Raw genomic sequence first — 19,543 nt, forward strand, 5'->3', positions numbered from 1 at the left:
TTGCCATGACAACGCTCAAGAATCGTTGCTGCATACCTGCGACACGTTGTCACACCAGTTATGTGACAAATCATTTCAAAGTGTAGGGCTATTGCAACAATGCGCGGGCAGCCCGCACAGGTGTGGCCGGTTTTTTTTCGCCTTGCGCCGCTCGGGCACCAGGCAGTTCTAACAGGTTTTGCCGTGGCGCTATAGCCCTTTAAAAAAGGGGCATGGCGCGATCTGGTAGGCGATTTTGCGCACAGTGTAACTGTCTGAATCGGGCCCATTAAGCCTACATTTTTCGGGGTTTTTGTTGAGAATGAAATTCGATACGATTATGCGCCGGCGCAATAATCGTTAGAGATTGTTGCTGAATGCGATAAAAATTATTTCTAGATGAGACATGGTTTATAAAACCCGACGTATCTACAATCGCCCGCACTGAATTTGCGGCACTGCTCATCCCTGAGCACACGCATGCGGCCCAGGGGCATTTTTAGGCTTCATAGGGTTTGCAGGTGCCGGCGCCTTCCACATTTCCGCACCAAATGGAATTGGTCTTTAACCAGGCCTTTGACCACGAATTCGAATAAGAACACACCGCTAGCCCAGGATTTGTCGATCAGCGCGTAGCGCGCCGGGCAGGCCCTTATTCAACCGATGAAAAAATGCCAACCCTTGGCAGGGTGAAGTGTTGGCGATCAAAACCCAACTGCATTGCGCAAGCTGCTTTAGAGGTCGTGAGATGAGTAAAACCAGGTACCCCCGATTGTTAGGCTTTTTGCCTCTGCTGGGCATGTTATTGCTCAGCGGTTGCAACATGACCTTGCTCGACCCCAAGGGCCAGGTGGGCCTGGACGAGCGAAACCTGATTATCACCGCGACCCTGCTGATGCTGTTGGTGGTCGTGCCGGTGATCCTGATGACGTTCATCTTCGCCTGGAAATACCGTGCCTCGAACACCCAGGCCACCTACACGCCGAAGTGGAACCACTCCACCAAGATCGAGATCGCGGTCTGGACCGTGCCGATCCTGATTATCGTCGCCCTGGGTTACGTCACTTATAAGTCGACCCACGCCCTGGACCCGTACCGTCCGCTGGAATCGGACGTCAAGCCGATCACCATCGAAGTGGTCGCCATGGACTGGAAGTGGCTGTTCATCTACCCGGAACAAGGCATCGCCACGGTCAACAAGATCGTGTTCCCGGCCCACACCCCGATCAATTTCCGGGTGACGTCCGACACCGTAATGAACTCGTTTTTCATCCCCGGGCTGGGCGGCCAGATCTACGCCATGGCGGGTATGCAGACCAAGCTGCACCTGATGGCCAACCAGAATGCCGAGCTGGACGGGATCTCCGCCAACTACAGCGGTGCGGGTTTCACCGGCATGAAGTTCAAAGCCATCGCCACCACCCAGGAAGAGTTCGACACCTGGGTCAGTGATGTCAAAAAGGCACCTAACCAGCTTGACCAAGCTGAATACGACGCCCTTTCCAAACCGAGCCAGAACAACCCAGTCGCGCTCTACGCCTCGTTCAAGCCCAACCTGTTCCAGACCATCATCGACAAGTATGAAGGCATGAAACCGGGCAAGCCGATGCACCACGACAAGCAAGACAAGCAAGACAAAGAAGTGGCCCACATGGAAGGGATGGACATGAGTTCGCATTCAGCTGCCGGGGCAGAGGAGTAATCGATGTTTGGTAAATTAAGTCTGGAAGCGATTCCGTTCCACGAGCCGATTGTCATGGTGACCATTGCCATGATCGCGCTCGGCGGTCTGGCGGTGTTCGCGGCAATCACCTACTTCAAGAAGTGGACCTACTTGTGGACCGAGTGGCTGACGTCCGTGGACCACAAGAAAATCGGCGTGATGTACATCATCGTCGCCATGATTATGCTGCTGCGCGGCTTTGCCGACGCCATCATGATGCGCACCCAGTTGGCCATGGCCACCGAGGGCTCGCCGGGCTACCTGCCGCCTGAGCACTACGACCAGATCTTCACCGCCCACGGCGTCATCATGATTATCTTCATGGCGATGCCGTTCTTCACCGGCCTGATGAACCTGGCAGTGCCGCTGCAGATTGGCGCCCGCGACGTGGCGTACCCGTTCCTCAACTCCCTGAGCTTCTGGCTGCTGGTCTCAGGCGTGGTGCTGGTGAACGTGTCCCTGGGTGTCGGCGAATTCGCCAAGACCGGTTGGGTTGCTTACCCGCCGCTGTCGGAAACCGGCTATAGCCCGGGCGTGGGTGTGGACTACTACATCTGGGCCCTACAGCTATCGGGGCTAGGGACGACGCTAACGGGGGTCAACTTCCTGGCCACCGTGCTGAAAATGCGTACCCCCGGCATGAAGCTGATGGACATGCCGATCTTCACCTGGACCTGCACCTGGGCCAACGTCCTGATCGTGGCTTCGTTCCCGATCCTGACCGCCACCCTGGCACTGCTGACCCTTGACCGTTACATGGATTTCCACATTTTCACCAATGAACTGGGTGGAAATCCGATGATGTACGTCAACCTGTTCTGGGCCTGGGGCCACCCCGAGGTGTACATCCTGATCCTGCCGGCGTTCGGCATTTTCTCCGAAGTCATCTCTACCTTCTCCGGCAAGAAACTGTTCGGCCACCACTCGATGATCTACGCCAGCGGCGCGATCTCGATCCTGGGTTTCATGGTCTGGCTGCACCACTTCTTCACCATGGGTTCGGGGGCCAACGTCAACGCCTTCTTCGGCCTGGCGACCATGCTGATTTCCATTCCCACGGGGGTGAAGCTGTTCAACTGGCTGTTCACCATTTACCAAGGCCGGCTGCGCTTCACCAGCCAGGTGCTGTGGACCCTGGGCTTCATGGTGACTTTCGCCATCGGCGGCATGACTGGCGTACTGCTGGCCATCCCCGGCGCGGACTTCGTGCTGCACAACAGCCTGTTCGTGATCGCGCACTTCCATAACGTGATTATCGGCGGCGCGGTATTCGGCTACATCGCAGGCTTTAGCTTCTACTTCCCCAAAGCGTTCGGCTTCAAGCTGCACGAAGGCTGGGGCAAGGCCGCGTTCTGGTTCTGGATCTCGGGCTTCTTCGTCGCGTTCATGCCGCTCTATGCGCTGGGCTTCATGGGCATGACCCGTCGCCTGAACGCCACCACCAACCCGGAGTGGGTGCCGTACCTGTACGTGGCCATGTTCGGCGCCGTGATGATCGCCGTCGGCATCGCCTGCCAGTTGATCCAGCTCTACGTCAGCGTGCGTGACCGCAAGCAGAACCTGTGCGAAGCGGGCGACCCGTGGAATGCCCATACCCTGGAATGGTCCACCTCCTCGCCACCGCCGTTCTACAACTTCGCCGTACTGCCCAAGGCTGATGGCGTCGATCCGTTTACCGAAGCCAAGGAAAACGGCACCGCTTACCAGGCCCCGGCCCGCTACGAGCCGATCCACATGCCGAGCAACACCGCCACGGGCGTGGTGATGGGCGGCCTGTTGACGGTGTTCGGTTTCGCCATGGTCTGGCACATCTGGTGGCTGGCCATCGTTGGCCTGGTCGGCACCGTGGTGTATTTCGCCATCCACGCTGCCCGCGACGACCAGGGCTACATGGTGCCGGTGGAAACGATCGAACGGATCGAAGCCGAGCAGCGCAAGCGTCTGGTAGCGGCCAAGGCCATCCCGGCTAGCCGTGTTGAAACCTCGTTGGAACAGGCTTAAACCATGTCGAACTTAGTGACCAATGTTGGACACGCCCATGGCACGGACCATGGGCACGATGACCACCACCACGACTCGGGCGAGATGACCATTTTCGGTTTCTGGCTCTACCTGATGACCGACTGCATTCTGTTTGCGTCGATCTTCGCGGTGTACGCGGTGTTGGTGAACAACGTCGCCGGTGGCCCGTCGGGCCACGACATCTTCGAGCTGCCGTACGTGCTGGGTGAAACCGCGCTGCTGCTGTTCAGCTCGATCACCTACGGCTTCGCCATGCTGGCGCTGTTCAAGGGCAAGAAAACCCAGGTGTTAGGCTGGTTGGCCATGACCTTCCTTCTGGGCGCGGGCTTTATTGCCATGGAGATCAACGAATTCCACCTGCTGATCGCCGAAGGCTTCGGCCCTAGCCGTTCGGGCTTCCTGTCCGGGTTCTTCACCCTGGTCGGCACCCACGGCCTGCACGTGACCAGCGGCCTGATCTGGATGGCGATCATGATGTACCAGGTGCAGAAAAACGGCCTGACCGCGACCAACAAGACCCGCCTGAGCTGCCTGAGCCTGTTCTGGCACTTCCTGGACGTGGTGTGGATCTGCGTCTTCACCGTTGTTTACCTGATGGGGACTCTGTAATGGCTAATGCCCACTCCCACGACAGCCACGACGCCGGCCACGGCAGCGTCAAGTCCTACGCCATCGGCTTCATCCTGTCGGTGATCCTGACCGTCATTCCCTTTGGCCTGGTGATGTACCCCTCGCTGCCCAAAGCCATGACCCTGTGGATCATCCTGGCGTTCGCGGTCATTCAAGTGCTGGTACACCTGGTGTACTTCCTGCACCTGGATCGCTCCCAGGCCCAGCGCAACAACGTGATTGCGTTTGTCTTCGCGGCGCTGGTGATCGTCCTGCTGGTTGGCCTCTCGTTGTGGATCATGTTCAGCATCCACACCGTGATGATGGCGCACTGAGGAAAATCCGGATGTCCTTAAAGCACTTTATCCAAATCACCAAGCCGGGGATCATTTTCGGTAACGTGCTTTCTGTGGCAGGCGGGTTCTTCCTGGCCTCCAAAGGGCATGTCGATCTGGCCATCTTCCTGGCCGCCATGATCGGCACTTCCCTGGTGGTTGCCTCCGGTTGCGTGTTCAACAACTGCATCGACCGCGACATCGACCTGAAGATGGAGCGCACCAAGAACCGCGCGCTGGTCCAGGGCCTCATCTCCCTGAAACTGGCGCTGATCTACGCGACCGTCCTCGGTGTCGCCGGCGTGGCGCTGCTGTACTGGGTGGCCAATCCGTTGGCGGCGTTGTTCGCCGTTATCGGCTTTGTCATCTACGTCGGCTTCTACAGCCTGTACCTCAAGCGCAAGTCGGTGCACGGCACGCTGGTGGGCAGCCTGTCGGGGGCGATGCCGCCGGTGATCGGTTACGTCGCGGTCAGCAACAGCTTCGACATGGCGGCCCTGACCCTGCTGGTGATGTTCAGCCTGTGGCAGATGCCGCACTCGTACGCCATCGCGATCTTCCGCTTCAACGACTACCTGGCGGCATCCATCCCGGTGCTGCCGGTCAAGCGCGGCATACGCGTGGCCAAAAAACACATCCTGCTCTACATCCTGGCCTTCCTCGTGGCGACCTTGATGCTGACCTTCAGTGGTTACGCGGGCATGAGTTACCTGGCCGTCGCGGCCGCCATGGGCATGTACTGGCTGTACATGGCCTGGAGCGGCTACAAAGCGGTGGACGACAGCGTCTGGGCCCGCAAGCTGTTCGTGTTCTCCATCTTCACCATCACTGCCCTGAGCGTGATGATGTCCCTGGACTTCCAGGTGCCCCACGAGTTGCTGCTGACTTACGCACCTTGAACTGACAGCGCTGTGTAAAAAGCCCCGCCTTCGAGAGAAGCGCGGGGTTTTTTTATTGTTTTTTTCGCTGCGGTACATATCTACAGCATCCGCTTGGTTTGATCGGTCGATAGTCACCCCACGCCTCCACGGACGAGGCGCAGGAAGATTCATTCATTAATGCAAGGAAGCAATCATGCAAGACCTGATGGAAACCGAAACCCTGCTGAACACCGTTATCGGCCAGCCTTACTCCGAACCCCTGCGCGCTCAACTCGAAGCGCGCACTGGCCGCCCGGTGCGGCCAGTGGGGGCGGGGTTCTATAACCCGCACGATCTGGGCCCGCACCGCATTCGTCTGAATTTGCGTGAAGACCGCATGATCGAGTCCTACAGCTTTGGGGAATAAATACAGCGCTATTTAGCGACTGCCCAAGGCTGTTATGTGGGCCTTGTTCCTGAACCTGGCGTTTAAAGTACACCGCCAGGTTCAGGCACAAATAACAGGACTCAAGCCATACAACAAAAAACCTCTATAACCCGCCCAGACATGTGGCGAGTGTCTTTGAAAGTTTTATTTTTATTGTTTGGAGCAGGTTTTACCCTCGCCAGGAAGTGGCAGTCTAAGCGCTATAAGAAAGATTACCGAGTACACCCTCGGCCAAGGAACTGACAGGGCCTTCAGCCACCCCACACCGCTGAAGGCCCTTTTTCTCGGGTGCGAATCAGGCCTGGGCGATGCTGTAGCCGTCGAATGCGGTTTGCAGTTGCAGGGCGGTGATGATGCTTTTGCGGGTCAGGGGGTGTTCGGCGCCTGAGTTATCCACAAAGGTTTCGCTTTGCAGCTCTGCTTCGTCGCCTTCGCCGACGAAGGTGAAGCCGAGGAACTCCAGGGCTTGGCGGTCGAGGTTGAGTTTGGCGCGCGGGTTGCGCAGGGGCAGGGTGACGCTGATGCCGTCCTTGCTGATGCTGAACACTTCGGCTTCTTTCTTGGCGCGGGCGGTTTTGCTCTTGCCGGCGCTGGGGTTGCTGATGGCCTGGTGGGTTTGGTTCAGCACTTTGAGGGCCAGGCCGTAGACGATTTCCTGGAACGCCGGGTCGTCCTTGTAGGTGGACAGAATGCGGCTGATGGGGAATTGGCTGCTGAGGTGTTCCAGGGCGGCGATGTCGGCGGCTTCGGCGTCCTTGAGTTGTTTGAGTTCGCCCATCAGTTCGTAGGCTTTGTCGTCGTCGAAGCTATCGTGGGCCTGGCGGATGGCCGCGCGCAGTTGGCGGATCTGTTCGCTTTCCTTGGTGGACTGGAAGGCGTCGAGCACCATTTCGCTGATGTTTTTCGCCTGGGGCACGTGCTGCGAAAGGTGGATGGCATTTTCGTATTCCACCCGGGACGACGGGGTGGCTACGGCTTCGGCGGTACGGGTATCAGGCATTGAAAAATTCACTACTTCATTAAACAAGGGGATGAGGCGGCGGGCATTCTCATGGTGCCCAGGCGATGGCGTCAAGGCGGGCTGCCCACCAACTCCCTGACGATAGCGATAAACCCATCTACCACTTTGCTGCGCCCCTGTCGGCGGGTGTGTAGCAGCAAGCTGGCGCGGGCCTGGCGGTTTTCGACGGGGCAGTAGGTGACGCCGGCCAGGGCCAGGGCGGCGGTGCAGCGCGGCACCAGGGCCACACCTTGGCCGGCGGCGACGAGGGCGATGATCGAGGTGATCTGGCGCCCCGATGCGCCGGGCACCAGGCGCACCCCGGCGTCGTGGTAGAGGTGGTCCTGGATCTGGTTGAGGCCCGAGCCGTAGTCATCCGGGAAGCGGATCAACGGCCGCTCGCTCAACTGCGCCAGGCTCACTTCGGCCAGGGCCGCCAACGGGTCGGCGCTGGGGATTGCGGCAATCAGCTCTTCGTCGGCCAGGGCCAGGGTGTCGAGCCCGTCGTGCCCGCTGCCGGGGTGCAAACGGCTGAAACCGATGTCGATGCGGCCGTCGATAATCTGCGGCCATTGGCTGGCCGAAGCGCCTTCGATCAGGCTCAACTCGACCTCAGGGAAGCGCTGTCCAAACACCCGGATCGCCTCGCTGAACAGGCTCGACAAGGCAATCGAACTGGCAAAACCCAGGGTCAGTTGCCCGGCGCAACCGCTGGCCAGTTTGCCGGCGATGGCCTGGGCCAACTCCATTTGCTCCAGCACGGCGCGGGCGTAGGGCAAAAAGGCCTGGCCTTCGCTGGTCAGGCTCACCGCGCGGCTGCTGCGTTGGAACAGGCGAAACCCCAGCTCGGCCTCCAGGGCGGAAATCTGCCGGGTCAGCGGCGGCTGGGCCAGGTGCAGGCGCAGGGCGGCGCGGCCGAAATGCAGCTCTTGGGCAACCATCAAAAAGTAACGCAGGCGACGTAGATCGAGCATGTGCGGCCTTAGGTATCGATCGGTGGGAATTCGGTATTGGCCCGGCCAAGGCCCGGCACTCTATAACGGATGCCTGTGGTCCGACGAGTGAGATGATGAACCGCTTTCTACCCGCGCCGCGCATCGCCCTGTTTCTGTGTGGCTGTGCGGCGTTTCTCAATTTGTACGCCACCCAGGGCATCCTCCCGGTGTTTGCCGCGCAGTTCGCGCTGAGCCCCCGCGAGGCCAGTTGGAGCATCGGCGTGACCACCCTGGCGGTGGCGTTGATGGCGCCTTTTGTCAGCCGCTTGACCGGGGTGTTCGAGCGGCGCCGGGTGATGGTGTTTTGCGCACTGCTGCTGGCCGAGCCGGCCTTGCTGATTGCTCAGGCCCAGGGCTTTGCCGAGTTGCTGTTGTGGCGTTTTGCCCAGGGCCTGCTGATTCCCGTGTTGTTTGCCACCAGCGTGGCCTACATCGGCGAGCGCTGGCGCGGTGCCACGGTGACTGAAGTCACCAGCCTGTACGTGGCTGGCACCGTGCTGGGCGGGTTCGGCGGGCGGTTCGTCACAGGGCTGGTGACCGAGTGGCTGGGCTGGCGCGAAGCCTTTGTGGTGCTGGCCGCGCTGACGCTGTTGATTGGCCTGGGCATTCACCTGCTGCTACCGGCCGGCCCGCCCGGGGTGGCCGCCGCGGCCACGGGGCGTGGGCTGGCCGCACGGGAGCTGCGCAGCAGGCCGTTGTTGGCGGCTTATGGGGTGGGCTTTTGCGTGTTGTTTTCCCAGGTGGCGATGTTCACCTACGCCGGCCTGCATTTGGGGCAGGCGCCGTATTCCTTGGGGCCGGCGGCGCTGGGCACGATCTACCTGGTGTTTTTGCTGGCGCTGGTGGTAGTCCCGGTGGCGGGGCGCCTGGGCAAGTCCTGGCCTCAGGTGCGCTTGCTCGGCGTGGCGTGCGGGTTGGGGGTCGCCGGTTCCCTGCTGACCTTGCTGGCGCCGTTGCCCCTGATGGTGGCGGGGCTGGCGTTGAGTTCCACTGGGGTGTTCCTCGCCCAAGCGGCGGCGAACGCCTTCACCACCGCCACCGCCCGGCACAACAAGGCCGGTGCGGTGGGTTGGTATTTGAGTGCGTACTACCTGGGCGGCAGCCTGGGCGCGGTGTTGCCCGCGCTGCTGTGGCAGCGCTGGGGTTGGCCGGGGTGCGTGGCGCTGATAATGGCCTTCCAGTTGGGCGCCTGGCTGCTGGCCCGTTGGGGCTGGCGGCCGGTCAACGGGGGCGGCGGACCTCCAGGATCTGGGTAAAGGTGCCGTCGCCATTGGGCTGGGAACTCATCTGCCCATAGAAGCCCCGGTACTTGCCCGTGGCACCGATCACCGCCACCACCGATTTGCCTTGCTCCGCTTCCTGGCCGGCCACCACAAAGGCGCCGTCCTTGAGGGTCAGGGTCCATTGGCATTGGCTGTACACGCCAGGCTGGGTGGCCAGGCAATAACCGCTGTTGGTGCCGATGTCCTGGCGTTGCTCGTTCATCAGGGGTTGGTCAAACACAAACAGGTCGCCCTGGGATGGGCCGGGCGGCGCCAGGTCGACCGGGCCTTTGGTGCCGCGGTTGCCGTCGGCGAGGGTGGTCAGGCGCAGGGTTTCGCGCTCGGCGGCGAGGGTGGGCAGGCTGGCCACAGCCAGCAGGGAAACGAGGATGCAGTGACGGATATTCATTGGCGCGCTCCATGGGCCAGGGGTGGAGTGGTGGAGCCTAGCCCAGGCTCGGCGTATTCATACAGCCGTGAAAGGGGCGTGATATGTCAGTTTTATTCCCCTGGCCTGATTCATATCAAAAGGCCGCTATGCAAAAACCTATACAACGATGGTGGGGCGCACACCGCCCCGACCGTATGCCTGACAAGCCAATAAAAATGATTGCAGATCCGCTGAGGGGACCACCCCAGGCGGATTGATAAAGGAATAGTGCGATGGCTTTTTCTCTCTCCCGCCTGGCGATGCTTGGCGCGACCTTGTTGTTTTTGAACCCCCTCCTGGCCAGTGAGCCCGCCCCGGCAACCGAGCCTGCCAGCCAAACCCTGGAACCGACCCTGGAAGACGCCGACTCGATCATCGAGCGCGGCAAATACGTGGCCCAACTGGGCGACTGCATCGCCTGCCACACCGACAAAAAAGGCGCCGAGATGGCCGGTGGCCTGGAACTGAAAACCCCCATGGGGACCATCTACTCCAGCAACATCACCCCCGACCAGGACACCGGCATCGGCCGCTACACCTTTGAGCAATTCGACCGTGCCATGCGCGAAGGCGTCTCGCCGGCGGGCTACAACCTGTACCCGGCGATGCCCTATCCGTCCTACGCGAAGATGAGCGACGACGATATGCGCGCCCTCTACGTCTACCTGCTGCAAGGCGTGGAACCGGTGAACAAGGCCAACAAGGAAGCGGACATGAGCTTCCCGTTCAACCAGCGCTGGGGCCTGGCGTTGTGGAACTTCATGTTTGTCGACAACCAGCCTTTCGTTCCGGACCCAACCAAGGACGAGGTGTGGAACCGTGGTGCTTACCTGGTGCAGGGCCTGGGCCACTGCGGCTCGTGCCACACCCCGCGCGGCCTCGCGTTCCAGGAAAAAGCCATGAGCGACGCCGGCAGCAGCGGCAAGCACTACCTGGCCGGCGAGACCGTGGAACACTGGCGGGCCTTGAGCCTGCGTGGCCTGTGGACCGTGGAAGACACCGTGCAGTTGCTCAAGACCGGGCAAAACCGCTTTGCCACCGTCTCGGGCAACATGGCCGATGTGATCCAGCACAGTTCCCAGCACTTCACCGACGCCGACCTCACCGCCGTGGCCACCTACCTCAAGGCGCTGCCACCGGGCAAGGACGACCTGCCGATGCCGAGCGTGCCGCTGCAACCGGCCAAGGCCCCGGACAACCAGTTCACCAGCCGTGGCGGCCTGGCCTATACGCAGTTCTGCGGTGACTGCCACCGCCCCGACGGCGGCGGCGTGAAAGCCATGTTCCCGGCCCTGGCCGGCAACCCGAGCATTTCCTCGGCCAACCCCACCTCGCTGTTGCACATCACCCTCACCGGGTGGCAGACCGCCGAGACTGTGGCCCACCCACGGGTCTACACCATGCCCGGGTTCGCGCGCCTGTCGGACCAGGAAATCGCCGAAATCCTCAGCTTCGTGCGCAGCAGTTGGGGCAACACCGGCTCGGCCATCAGCGCCGCCCAGGTGAAGAAGATGCGCGCCAACCTCAACCCGAAGAACACCGATTCTTCGGCCTTCGAGACCCCGCGCCTGGCCGACCTGCTCTCGGCGCCCAACGCCGAGCAAGTGGTACGCGGCATGCGCTTGCACCTGCAAACCAAGGAACTGCTGCCGGATAACGTCGGCAACTCCTTGAACTGCACCAGTTGCCACCTCAACGCCGGCACCGTGGCCGATGGCTCGCCGTTTGTCGGCGTGTCGGCGTTCTTCCCGGGCTACGCGCCGCGCGCCGGCAAGGAAGTGACCTTGGAAGAACGCATCAACGGCTGCTTCCGCCGCTCCATGCACGGCAAGCCGTTGCCGGTGCAATCGGCCGACATGCAGGCGATGGTCGCCTACTTCGACTGGATGAAGCGCGAGACCAAACCCGAAGACAAAGTCGCCGGGCGCGGCGTGGGTAAGATCGACCCCAACATCAAGCCCGACCCGCAAAACGGCAAGGTGGTGTACGCCAAGCAATGCGCGGTGTGCCACGGCGACGACGGCCAAGGCCTCAAACGCGAAGACGGCACCCTCATCTACCCACCGCTGTGGGGCGACGAGTCGTTCAATATCGGCGCCGGCATGGCCCGCACCTACACGGCTGCGGCCTTCGTCAAACGCAACATGCCCATTGGCTTCCACGAAAAATTCCCGTTGGGCCAGGGCGGCTTGTCGGACCAGGAAGCGGTAGACGTGGCCGAGTACTTCTCCCACCAACCGCGCCCGGACTTCCCGGACAAGGTCAAGGATTGGCCTAAGGGCGGCAAACCGGTGGATGCGCGGTACTAAGGCCGCACAAAGCGCTGCGGCCCATGTGAATGGGTAATGCCGCTGTGAAGAACGAGGAGGCCCAAGGCCTCCTCGTTTTTTTCGGGTCAACCGTACTTGATCGTGTTCTTGGACTCGTCAGGCTCTGGTTGGTTTGATCTGTAGCTATTGGCGCGGACGTTCCATAACCCTATCTCCAAGGGGTACTGCGTCGCCAGCCAGATCTTGACGGACGTTATCATGGCCGCGTTATGCACATGTTTATTGCACTCCCAATACACCTTTACTTCTTTGCCGGTGCCCATGTTTTCAAACTTTTCCACACAATACTTACCCATGGCTTTGTCTCGTTGGTGAGTTCGTAAAGTTGATTAAGCGAGGGCGCCATAGGCGCCCTGCGCGATAGCGTCATGGTTTGTACAGCACAGCACTTTCATCACCGCTTTGCAGATGGGTTCGCCGGGAACCTTCTTTCTTCCACACGCCGCCATATTGCGCGTTGAGCCAGTTGGCGATGGTCACTTCAGGGGAGCCGGCAAACTTGAGTTTGTCGTTCCAGTAAACCTGCTGCACTACTTGGGTGGCTTGGTTGGTGAACTTTTGCTGGTTATAGGTAGGCATGATCTTGCCCCTCGCTTATTGAGTTTAAAGTTGCACTTATTTACTTGCAGCCGCGCCTCAACGTTCATCTGTGATATTCATCGCAGCCCTCCTTGCTTATCGGTGGATGGAATCGTGGTTGGCCGCGCCGGTTGGCTGACGACGCCCAGCAGCACGGGCACGTTGGAGTCCTGGGCGTCGAAGTGGATGTCCACTTGCCCGCTGCTGCCGCTGGCGTCGGGTGGCAGTTGCACGGTGGTGCTGGCCTGGACGCTGAAGGGGCCGATGCGGGTGACGGTGTCGGCCAGTTGTTCGGCTTGGGCCGGGTTGCTGGCGCGCAGGGTCAGTTGCGGGCCAAGGCCCACCAAGGCATGGCTGGGCAACAGGCCGAGGGCACCGTTGGCGCTGAAAAAATCGGGGGCGTCGCTCGGCGCGCTGTAGTGGCTGGCGTCGAGGAACGCGGGGTTGAACCACCCGCCGGGGGTGAGGGCGAAGCTGCCGAATTGCGCCAGGGCCATGCTCAGGCTCACCGAGGTGCCCGCTGTGCTCGCGTTGCTTGCCAAGCCGCGTAGCGCCGGTTGCGCTGGGGTGGCGATGCTCAGGCCAATGAATGCGGGCCAGCCGCCCGGTGGTTGGGCGCGCAGGTTGCCGCTGGCAATCGGCGCCAGCGGCACGGTGGCGCCGGTCAGCAGCACGCGGGCCGGGCTGGCGCGCAGCAGCGGTGGGGCGTTCCAGGTTTTCCACGCCTGGGCCCATTGCGCCAGGCTGAACGTGGGGCAGCGGGCGGTGCCGGTGGCGATGCTGACTGGCATGTTCAGCGAGGTGGGGTCTTGCTGTGACGCCAGCCAGCAGAGGTTGAGGGCGCCGACAACCTGCGGCGCGGTGCTGGCCAGGCTTTGGGTCAAGTCTTGATGGGCTTGCGCCAGGGCGCTGGCAGGTGAGGGCGTTCTGGCGGCCCGTAGTGTGGCGGACGGCGGGTTGCGCAAGGCCATCAGCAATTGCCGATAGCGCTGGAAATCGGGGGCCGCGGGTGGCAGTGCGGCGGGCCGGTTGCTCAGTGGCGTGGTAGCGGCAGGTGCAGGTGCGGCCTGCAGCAGGTAGCTGAGGTAAAGCCAGTAGGCGCCGAACCAGTCGCCGTGGGGCGAGTAGCTGCCGGTAGGGGCGGGGAGGGCGTTGCCCAGTTGGTAGATGCTCCAGTTGCAGCGGCCGATGTCGGCGCTGCCCAAGTCACTGAAGGTGTTGATGCCGGCCAGCGACAGCACTGAGGTGCTCGCCACGTCGGCCCAACCGGCCAGCGTCTGCCCATACAACTGCCATATCGAAGGGTCGTTTGCCACGGTCCGTACTCCCTGTGCGGTGGCCTGGAGCGGTTCGCCCCCCGCGTGTGCGAGAGGCGAATCGGGGGAGGGCTTACTCGTCGTCGCCGCCGGTATCCTGGCTACCGCCGAGCCGCTGGCTGACTACACCCAGCAGCACCGGCAGGGTGCTCTTGACCGGGCCGATGGTGACCGAGGCAGTGGCATCGTCGTAGTGGATGTCCTGCTTGGTGCCGTTGGCCGAGCCTGAGAGTTTGCCGAGGCGGAACGGGCCGATACCGATGGAGGTGGTGGCCTGGGCCTGCCAGGTGCTCTTGACGTTGCTGTAGTCGCTGGCGCTCATTTTCAGGGTCACGGTGGGCTCGAACCCGACCACCACCTGGGTGGCCAGGCCCGACAGCGCGCCGTCATCGCCGAAGAAGTCCGGTGCGCCAGGCTTGAGCTTGGTGGTGTTCAACGCCACCAGGGCACTGTTCCACCAGGCGCCGGGGGCAATCGGAAAGCTGCCGAAACCGGTGAAATCCACGGTCAGCGAGAAGTCGCTGCTGCTGGTGTTGATGCTGGTTTTGCCGCCGCTGGTGGAGCCGCCCAGGGAGAAGTTGAAGAAGTCGCCGAAGAGCGTCGCCTTGGCCGAAGCGCTCCAGCCGGATTTGTCCAGGCTGTAGTCCTCGGTGCTGGAGGTGATGCTGATGGAGGCGCCGGCATCGTTCTGGCCCGCGACACTGGCGGCTTGCCACTCAGGGTATTTGCTACCGAAAGCTTGCAGGCTATAAGCGGGCAAGAACGAAGAAACCAGGGCGGAGGGGGCCGCAGGCGTATCGCCGCCAATCACCACGGGCTGGCTGCCGGGCGGGGAGACGCTGCCGGAGGTCACCGCCATGTTGAATTTGTTCTGGGTCAGTACGTTCTGGGCGTAGTTGTACCCCACGTTGGTGCGTGCGTTTTGCAGCGAGGCGTAGTTGGGGCCGTAGACCTGAATCATCAACTGTTCGTAGGCACCGGAGGCACCTATCAAGTCGTTGTTGGCGGTCAGGTAGCTGGGGTAGTTGGTCGGCAGCCAGTCCTTGAACGCAGGCAGATCGGGCATGACCCCTTTGGCAGCGTTATAGGCGGTAATGGCCTGCATCAGGATGGCGTTGAAGGCCTTTTGCGCATTGTTGAGCTTGGTGGTCGCGAGGTTGACCTGGCTGTCCAGGTTGGGGTTGACCTTGGCGCCCGGGTCGATCCAATCCAGAAACGCAGCGTAGGCCGACACCAGGCTGCTACCGGCCGAATAAGACGGGCTGTTGGCCGGCACCACATCGCCCAGGCCATGGATGTAGTAGTTCTGGATGGTGGGGTCGGCGTTGCCCAGGTCCACGTTCAGGGTGGTGGAGCCGGCGCTGAAGCGCTGCCCCTCGCCCAGGCCGGCCGGCAGTGCTGCTGCCTGAACCGCGCCCAGCCATTTTGCCCACAGGTCTTGCGTGTCTACGTCAGCCATTTTGTAGTGCTCCAGATCGGATGGAAGAACCGAGCATCGCGGCACCCGCCGCGACCTCCGAAGGCGATTGCTCGCCTGGAACCTATGCTGGGTTTTTCCCGCAGCGCTGACAGCGTGGGCAATGCTGATTCGGCGCCGCCAAAAGCCTGATTCGCGCCTCGGTACAAATGCCCAGGGCTGTACGCCTCACAGCCAGCCCTCGCGCAGGGCAAAACGCGTCAGTTGGGCGATGCCCTTGATTTCAAGCTTGCTCATGATGTGTTCGCGGTGGGTGCTTACGGTTTTGCTGCTGATGTGCATGCGTTCGGCAATCGCGCGGGTGGTGAGGCCTTCGACCAGCAATTGGAGGATTTGCCGCTCCCGGGGGCTGAGGTTGGCCCCGGGTGCGGCACCTTGCTGGGCCTTGGCCAAGCGCTGGCTGAGGACCATTTCAGTGGCAATCTCCGGCGACAGGTAGGCGCGGCCCTGGGCCACGGTGCGCACGGCTTTGACCAGTTCTTCGACAGCGCAATCCTTGAGCAGGTAGCCCAGGGCGCCGGCGTCCAACGCGGCGCTGATACGCCACTGCTCGCGGTGGGCCGAGACGCACAAAAAACGCAGCCCGGGGTGGCGTTGGTGGGCGCGCAGAAGGGTGTCGATGCCGTTGAGCAGGGGCATTTCCAGGTCGAGGATGACCAGGCCGGGCTGGGCCTGGGCCAGCAGCGCCAGGGCTTCCAGGCCATTGGCGGCCAGGCCCGTGACCTGCATGTCAGGCTCGCGGCCCAGCAGCACGGCCAGGCCTTGGCGAAACAGCCGATGGTCGTCCACCAGCAGGATGTCGAGGGGGGCGTCAGGCATCAGGCACCTCCCGGGCGGTCAGGAGGGTTAAGCGTTTTTTATGCGGGATGCAGAGGGGTTGCCGTGACATTCCTTGTCTCCGTGTTGGGGAGCGGGGGGCTCGTGCAAACTGCCCGAGGGTTTTGCCCGACCATCATTGGAGGTCGCCCGTAGCAGCGGCAATACCACCGATGGCGTAGGAGGAATTTCAGTTTGTTGCGGGATAAATCCATTTTTGTTGTAGGCAGTAGAGAACAAGCTGCCCGATGCTGCTGATGGCCAGTTTGCGGTAGAGGTTCTCGCGGTGTTTGCGCACGGTGAGGTCGCTGATGCCGAGCAACTGGCCGATTTCCTTGCTGGTCAGGCCTTGGCAGATGTGCAGGGCGACTTCCCGCTCGCGGCGCGAAAGCCCTGGGTGGCGCGGGCTTGGGGTGACGGCCTCAGCCACACGCTCGACGAAAATCCCGTTCTACGGCGAGGGCGTTGAGTTGGGCGACATGGTGCAGGCCGTACTTGGCCATGATGTTGCTGCGGTGTTTGCGCGCGGTCAGGGGGCTGATGTGCAGATGCCGGGCAATCGCCCGGCAATCGAGCCCCTGGCCGATTAGCCGCAGGACTTCCATCTCCCTGGGTGTCAGCGGCGCCGTGGGCGGGCGGGTCAATCCGAGATCATGTTTTTGCCCGCCGCCTTGGAGCGATACAACGCCTGGTCGGCGCGGCCCACCAGGTCGGCCTGCTGTTCACCTTCGCGGCGCTCGACCACGCCGAAACTCAAGGTCACTTTGAAATCCCCCATGGCGGGCAAGGCCAGCAAGGCGTGGCGGATGGTCTGCGCCATGGCCATCGCCGCGTCCAAGCCCGTGCCGGGCAAAACCACCATGAACTCATCGCCGCCCCAGCGCGCCAGCAGATCGGTGTCGCGCACGCAGCCCTGGATGCTTTGCACCACGCGGATCAGCGCCGCGTCGCCGAGGGCATGGCCGTGTTGGTCGTTGATCGGTTTGAAGTCGTCCACGTCCATGGTTATCAGGGCCAACGGCTGGCGAAAACGCTGGGCGCGCTCGCATTCCTGCTGCAGGACTTTTTCCAGGCGATAGCGGTTGGCGATTGAAGTCAGGGCGTCGCTTTCGGCCAATCGGCGGTTCTGTTCCAGCTGCGCCTGCAACTGCTGGTTGACCTGCGACAGCTCACGGGTGCGCTCCTCGACCAGGGTTTCCAGGGATTGATTGCGCAGTTCCAGTTGGGCGAGTTGGCGTTTGCGGTCTTCGATATTGCGGTGCGCGCCGATCATGCGCGCCACTGAACCATCGGCGTTGCGCGCCACCACATGGCCGCGGTCTTCGATCCAGAGGTAATCACCCTCGCGGGTGCGGCAGCGGTACTCGATGCGATAACGCGGGGTGCGCTGGTGCAGGTAGTCGTCGAAATGGGCCATGACGCGGGGGTAGTCGTCTGGGTGGATCACGCTTTCCCAGGTCAGCACCGTGTTTTCCAGGGCGTGGGGCGCGTAGCCGAGCATCTCGTACCACCCGGGGTTGCGGTACACGTAGCCGGTGTTGGCGTTCCAATCCCAGATCCCGTCACTGACCAGGTCCATCAGGGTATGCAACGTGGTCTGGTCCAATTCTTCGGGCCGGCCCGGGGCCGGTCCGGTGGAGGGTGCATTGCCCATTTTCGCTCTCCATGCCGGCCGGCCGTGAAATGGCCGGCTCCTATAGCCCCACAGGATAGTTCAAAACTTTCGTCGGTCCGTGGCGCTATAAACCCGGCCCGGCGGCGGGTCAGGGCACCAGCTTGCGGCGCTCGATAGGCACCGACAGCACGATGCTGGTGCGGGTTTCGCCGTAGGCATTGATCTTGGCGATGATCTCTTCGATGTCGGCCATCGACTTGGCGTAGATGCGGATCAGGTAGGAATCGTTACCGGTGACATGCAGGCACTCGACCACCTCGGGGATGTCGTTGAGGGTGGCGATCAGTTTGGCTTTGGCGGGCTTGAAAGTGGTCATGCCCACCACGGCGGAAATGCCAAAGCCCAGTTTGGTGGGGTCGACCTGGGCGCTGTAGCCCTTGATGACGCCCGCGTCTTCAAGCTTGCGCAAGCGGTCGGTGGTGGCGGGGATGGAAAGGCCGGCGTGTTTGGACAGCTCGGTGATGGAAATACGCCCGGACTCTTGCACCATGGTGAGGATTTTTATGTCTATACGGTCCATGTAAGGTTCTCCCGAAAAAACTATAGTTTTTAATGAAAATAGCCGATTTTTCGTTAAAAAATAATGCAGCAAAATAAAATCAAGTGCTAGTCTATTTTTAGTCCGGGCAAAAAAAATAGAAGTCAAACCGGCTATCCCATAGTTTAAACACTCTTGCGTTGCACGCTGCTTAATTTATTATTCTCCGCCAAGGATGGTGCTTGTATGGAATATGATAAATCGTCACGCAAAAAAAATACCTATCCGCTGTTTTCCGACTATATAAGGCTGCAAGTTCATAGCTTGCGACATTTCAAGGCTGACCAGTTTTTGATGTATCTGGCCGGTGTGGCTATTTTCTCGCTGGGCGCGAAGTTATTTATTGTCAGTCAGTTGGGTACTGACCCGTTGGATGTTCTGATTATCTCTATCGACCAACTTGTCAAACTTGGCATGGGCGCCTGTTCGGCCTTGGTGTCATTGTTTTTCCTGACGTGGTGGATGCTCTGGAACAGGAAGTACCCGCCCATCAGCCCCTTCATCACCACCACCCTGACGGGCCTGTTGATCGACCTGTGGTCGTTCCTGGGCCTGGGGGAATACCTTACGGTGCGCATGAGTGAATACGCGATGCTGGCGGTGGGGCTGGTGTTATGTGCCTATGCGTCGGCGCTGATAATCATGAGCGGTATCGGTATACGCATCATGGACCTGGTGGTGTTGACCATGGTCGCTAAATGGCGCTGGTCCTTTACCAAGGCCAAGATGATTATCGAAATTAGCATCTTTTCTACGGGTTGGTTATTGGGCGGGCCCTTTGGTGTGGGCACTATTGCGTTCTTGTTGGTGATCGGCCCGCTGATACAACCGTTCATGAATATCAATGCCCGGCGCTTTTCCCTCAAGAACTATGGCTTGGCCAGCGTAACTTCCGCTTATCCCTAATAACGAGAGGCTGCCGCCACTTTGGCGGCGGAACGCTCTCGCCTCGAAGATTTGCCCCGTGATGTTGAACAATAAACTTCCGTGATGATGAGGAACTCGAGATGGAACTTAATAAAGCCTGAATTCAACACATAAGTGCAACGCTCACCCCTGCATAAACTTCGTACGGCGTCTTCCAGCCCAGGCGTTTTCGCGGGCGTAAATTGATCTTCGTTACCACGCGACTGACCGCCTCGACGGTCA

General features: G+C 61.0%; 20 protein-coding genes and 2 pseudogenes. 9 read left to right on the forward strand and 13 right to left on the reverse strand.

From position 1 onward, the window contains the following. Positions 1 to 485 precede the first annotated feature (485 nt). Positions 486 to 700, reverse strand: a pseudogene (locus tag AC19YR_RS20760) (hypothetical protein). A 27-nt stretch (positions 701 to 727) separates the two neighbouring features. Between AC19YR_RS20760 and cyoA the strand changes: the two are divergent. The 6 genes from cyoA (at position 728) to AC19YR_RS20790 (ending at position 5,955) form a co-directional block, all read left to right on the forward strand. After that, a complete protein-coding gene (cyoA, locus tag AC19YR_RS20765; RefSeq protein WP_500599963.1) occupies positions 728 to 1,681 on the forward strand; it encodes a ubiquinol oxidase subunit II in 954 nt (317 codons plus the stop codon). Between the two features lie 3 nt (positions 1,682 to 1,684). Beyond that, the gene (cyoB, locus tag AC19YR_RS20770; protein WP_095107908.1) at positions 1,685 to 3,703 is read left to right on the forward strand and encodes a cytochrome o ubiquinol oxidase subunit I; all 2,019 of its coding nucleotides are present in this window, start codon (positions 1,685 to 1,687) and stop codon (positions 3,701 to 3,703) included. Positions 3,704 to 3,706: 3 nt separating this feature from the next. Continuing rightward, complete coding sequence (locus tag AC19YR_RS20775; RefSeq protein WP_095107909.1) at positions 3,707 to 4,333, forward strand: cytochrome o ubiquinol oxidase subunit III; 627 nt, start codon at positions 3,707 to 3,709, stop codon at positions 4,331 to 4,333. Next, the gene (cyoD, locus tag AC19YR_RS20780) at positions 4,333 to 4,668 is read left to right on the forward strand and encodes a cytochrome o ubiquinol oxidase subunit IV (RefSeq protein WP_095107910.1); all 336 of its coding nucleotides are present in this window, start codon (positions 4,333 to 4,335) and stop codon (positions 4,666 to 4,668) included. Before AC19YR_RS20775 ends, cyoD begins: the two co-directional genes overlap by 1 nt. An 11-nt stretch (positions 4,669 to 4,679) precedes the next feature. Next, positions 4,680 to 5,567 (forward strand): heme o synthase, encoded by an 888-nt coding sequence (gene cyoE / locus AC19YR_RS20785; RefSeq protein ID WP_095107911.1) that lies wholly within the window; start codon positions 4,680 to 4,682, stop codon positions 5,565 to 5,567. Between the two features lie 175 nt (positions 5,568 to 5,742). After that, positions 5,743 to 5,955, forward strand: coding sequence for a hypothetical protein (locus AC19YR_RS20790; RefSeq protein WP_095107912.1), 213 nt, complete (start codon positions 5,743 to 5,745; stop codon positions 5,953 to 5,955). A 316-nt stretch (positions 5,956 to 6,271) separates the two neighbouring features. Here the strand turns inward: AC19YR_RS20790 and AC19YR_RS20795 are convergent, their stop codons facing one another. Both AC19YR_RS20795 and AC19YR_RS20800 read right to left on the reverse strand, forming a co-directional pair. Beyond that, on the reverse strand, positions 6,272 to 6,976 hold the full coding sequence (locus tag AC19YR_RS20795; protein WP_500599965.1) for a hypothetical protein: 705 nt from the start codon (positions 6,974 to 6,976) through the stop codon (positions 6,272 to 6,274). Positions 6,977 to 7,047: 71 nt separating this feature from the next. Continuing rightward, complete coding sequence (locus AC19YR_RS20800; protein ID WP_500599966.1) at positions 7,048 to 7,950, reverse strand: LysR family transcriptional regulator; 903 nt, start codon at positions 7,948 to 7,950, stop codon at positions 7,048 to 7,050. Between the two features lie 95 nt (positions 7,951 to 8,045). Between AC19YR_RS20800 and AC19YR_RS20805 the strand changes: the two genes are divergently transcribed. Then, positions 8,046 to 9,227, forward strand: a complete 1,182-nt coding sequence (locus tag AC19YR_RS20805) for an MFS transporter (protein ID WP_500599968.1) — start codon at positions 8,046 to 8,048, stop codon at positions 9,225 to 9,227. On the opposite strand, the gene AC19YR_RS20810 is transcribed toward AC19YR_RS20805, so the two are convergent. Further along, the gene (locus AC19YR_RS20810) at positions 9,193 to 9,642 is read right to left on the reverse strand and encodes an allene oxide cyclase barrel-like domain-containing protein (RefSeq protein WP_095107916.1); all 450 of its coding nucleotides are present in this window, start codon (positions 9,640 to 9,642) and stop codon (positions 9,193 to 9,195) included. The two genes, AC19YR_RS20805 and AC19YR_RS20810, sit on opposite strands and share 35 nt — an antisense overlap. 254 nt (positions 9,643 to 9,896) lie before the next feature. On the opposite strand from AC19YR_RS20810, the gene AC19YR_RS20815 reads away from it, so the two are divergent. Beyond that, on the forward strand, positions 9,897 to 11,972 hold the full coding sequence (locus AC19YR_RS20815; RefSeq protein WP_500599970.1) for a c-type cytochrome: 2,076 nt from the start codon (positions 9,897 to 9,899) through the stop codon (positions 11,970 to 11,972). Positions 11,973 to 12,359: 387 nt separating this feature from the next. Here the strand turns inward: AC19YR_RS20815 and AC19YR_RS20820 are convergent, their stop codons facing one another. The 8 genes from AC19YR_RS20820 to AC19YR_RS20855 form a co-directional block, all read right to left on the reverse strand. Next, positions 12,360 to 12,572: a hypothetical protein gene (locus tag AC19YR_RS20820; protein ID WP_095107919.1), complete on the reverse strand. Its 213-nt coding sequence runs from the start codon at positions 12,570 to 12,572 to the stop codon at positions 12,360 to 12,362. Positions 12,573 to 12,649: 77 nt separating this feature from the next. After that, the gene (locus tag AC19YR_RS20825; RefSeq protein WP_500599972.1) at positions 12,650 to 13,888 is read right to left on the reverse strand and encodes a hypothetical protein; all 1,239 of its coding nucleotides are present in this window, start codon (positions 13,886 to 13,888) and stop codon (positions 12,650 to 12,652) included. Positions 13,889 to 13,961: 73 nt separating this feature from the next. Continuing rightward, positions 13,962 to 15,347, reverse strand: a complete 1,386-nt coding sequence (locus AC19YR_RS20830; RefSeq protein ID WP_095107921.1) for a hypothetical protein — start codon at positions 15,345 to 15,347, stop codon at positions 13,962 to 13,964. Positions 15,348 to 15,533: 186 nt separating this feature from the next. Continuing rightward, positions 15,534 to 16,184: a response regulator gene (locus AC19YR_RS20835; protein ID WP_095107922.1), complete on the reverse strand. Its 651-nt coding sequence runs from the start codon at positions 16,182 to 16,184 to the stop codon at positions 15,534 to 15,536. A gap of 187 nt (positions 16,185 to 16,371) precedes the next feature. Beyond that, positions 16,372 to 16,611, reverse strand: a complete 240-nt coding sequence (locus AC19YR_RS20840; RefSeq protein WP_218192047.1) for a response regulator transcription factor — start codon at positions 16,609 to 16,611, stop codon at positions 16,372 to 16,374. After that, complete coding sequence (locus AC19YR_RS20845; RefSeq protein WP_176465073.1) at positions 16,604 to 16,825, reverse strand: response regulator transcription factor; 222 nt, start codon at positions 16,823 to 16,825, stop codon at positions 16,604 to 16,606. Before AC19YR_RS20845 ends, AC19YR_RS20840 begins: the two co-directional genes overlap by 8 nt. Then, positions 16,822 to 17,835 (reverse strand): sensor domain-containing diguanylate cyclase, encoded by a 1,014-nt coding sequence (locus AC19YR_RS20850; RefSeq protein ID WP_095107925.1) that lies wholly within the window; start codon positions 17,833 to 17,835, stop codon positions 16,822 to 16,824. Before AC19YR_RS20850 ends, AC19YR_RS20845 begins: the two co-directional genes overlap by 4 nt. A gap of 109 nt (positions 17,836 to 17,944) precedes the next feature. After that, positions 17,945 to 18,376 carry an Lrp/AsnC family transcriptional regulator gene (locus AC19YR_RS20855; protein ID WP_095107926.1) on the reverse strand — a complete coding sequence of 144 codons (432 nt, stop codon included), beginning with the start codon at positions 18,374 to 18,376 and terminating at the stop codon, positions 17,945 to 17,947. A gap of 204 nt (positions 18,377 to 18,580) precedes the next feature. Here AC19YR_RS20855 and AC19YR_RS20860 point away from each other — a divergent pair, with 204 nt between their 5' ends. Continuing rightward, positions 18,581 to 19,300 carry a YczE/YyaS/YitT family protein gene (locus tag AC19YR_RS20860; RefSeq protein ID WP_500599976.1) on the forward strand — a complete coding sequence of 240 codons (720 nt, stop codon included), beginning with the start codon at positions 18,581 to 18,583 and terminating at the stop codon, positions 19,298 to 19,300. Positions 19,301 to 19,424: 124 nt separating this feature from the next. Here the strand turns inward: AC19YR_RS20860 and AC19YR_RS20865 are convergent. Continuing rightward, a pseudogene (locus tag AC19YR_RS20865) lies at positions 19,425 to 19,543 on the reverse strand (IS30 family transposase); the annotation flags it as partial.

Source organism: Pseudomonas sp. MF08817 (assembly GCF_059862705.1).

Coding starts and splice junctions, on each gene's coding strand:
- AC19YR_RS20810 (WP_095107916.1), bottom strand. CDS start 9,642: ATGAATATCCGTCACTGCATCCTCGTTTCCCTGCTGGCTGTGGCCAGC.
- AC19YR_RS20790 (WP_095107912.1), top strand. CDS start 5,743: ATGCAAGACCTGATGGAAACCGAAACCCTGCTGAACACCGTTATCGGC.
- AC19YR_RS20805 (WP_500599968.1), top strand. CDS start 8,046: ATGAACCGCTTTCTACCCGCGCCGCGCATCGCCCTGTTTCTGTGTGGC.
- AC19YR_RS20860 (WP_500599976.1), top strand. CDS start 18,581: ATGGAATATGATAAATCGTCACGCAAAAAAAATACCTATCCGCTGTTT.
- cyoA (WP_500599963.1), top strand. CDS start 728: ATGAGTAAAACCAGGTACCCCCGATTGTTAGGCTTTTTGCCTCTGCTG.
- AC19YR_RS20830 (WP_095107921.1), bottom strand. CDS start 15,347: ATGGCTGACGTAGACACGCAAGACCTGTGGGCAAAATGGCTGGGCGCG.
- AC19YR_RS20815 (WP_500599970.1), top strand. CDS start 9,897: ATGGCTTTTTCTCTCTCCCGCCTGGCGATGCTTGGCGCGACCTTGTTG.
- cyoD (WP_095107910.1), top strand. CDS start 4,333: ATGGCTAATGCCCACTCCCACGACAGCCACGACGCCGGCCACGGCAGC.
- cyoB (WP_095107908.1), top strand. CDS start 1,685: ATGTTTGGTAAATTAAGTCTGGAAGCGATTCCGTTCCACGAGCCGATT.
- AC19YR_RS20850 (WP_095107925.1), bottom strand. CDS start 17,835: ATGGGCAATGCACCCTCCACCGGACCGGCCCCGGGCCGGCCCGAAGAA.
- cyoE (WP_095107911.1), top strand. CDS start 4,680: ATGTCCTTAAAGCACTTTATCCAAATCACCAAGCCGGGGATCATTTTC.
- AC19YR_RS20855 (WP_095107926.1), bottom strand. CDS start 18,376: ATGGACCGTATAGACATAAAAATCCTCACCATGGTGCAAGAGTCCGGG.
- AC19YR_RS20835 (WP_095107922.1), bottom strand. CDS start 16,184: ATGCCTGACGCCCCCCTCGACATCCTGCTGGTGGACGACCATCGGCTG.
- AC19YR_RS20800 (WP_500599966.1), bottom strand. CDS start 7,950: ATGCTCGATCTACGTCGCCTGCGTTACTTTTTGATGGTTGCCCAAGAG.
- AC19YR_RS20775 (WP_095107909.1), top strand. CDS start 3,707: ATGTCGAACTTAGTGACCAATGTTGGACACGCCCATGGCACGGACCAT.
- AC19YR_RS20795 (WP_500599965.1), bottom strand. CDS start 6,976: ATGCCTGATACCCGTACCGCCGAAGCCGTAGCCACCCCGTCGTCCCGG.
- AC19YR_RS20820 (WP_095107919.1), bottom strand. CDS start 12,572: ATGCCTACCTATAACCAGCAAAAGTTCACCAACCAAGCCACCCAAGTA.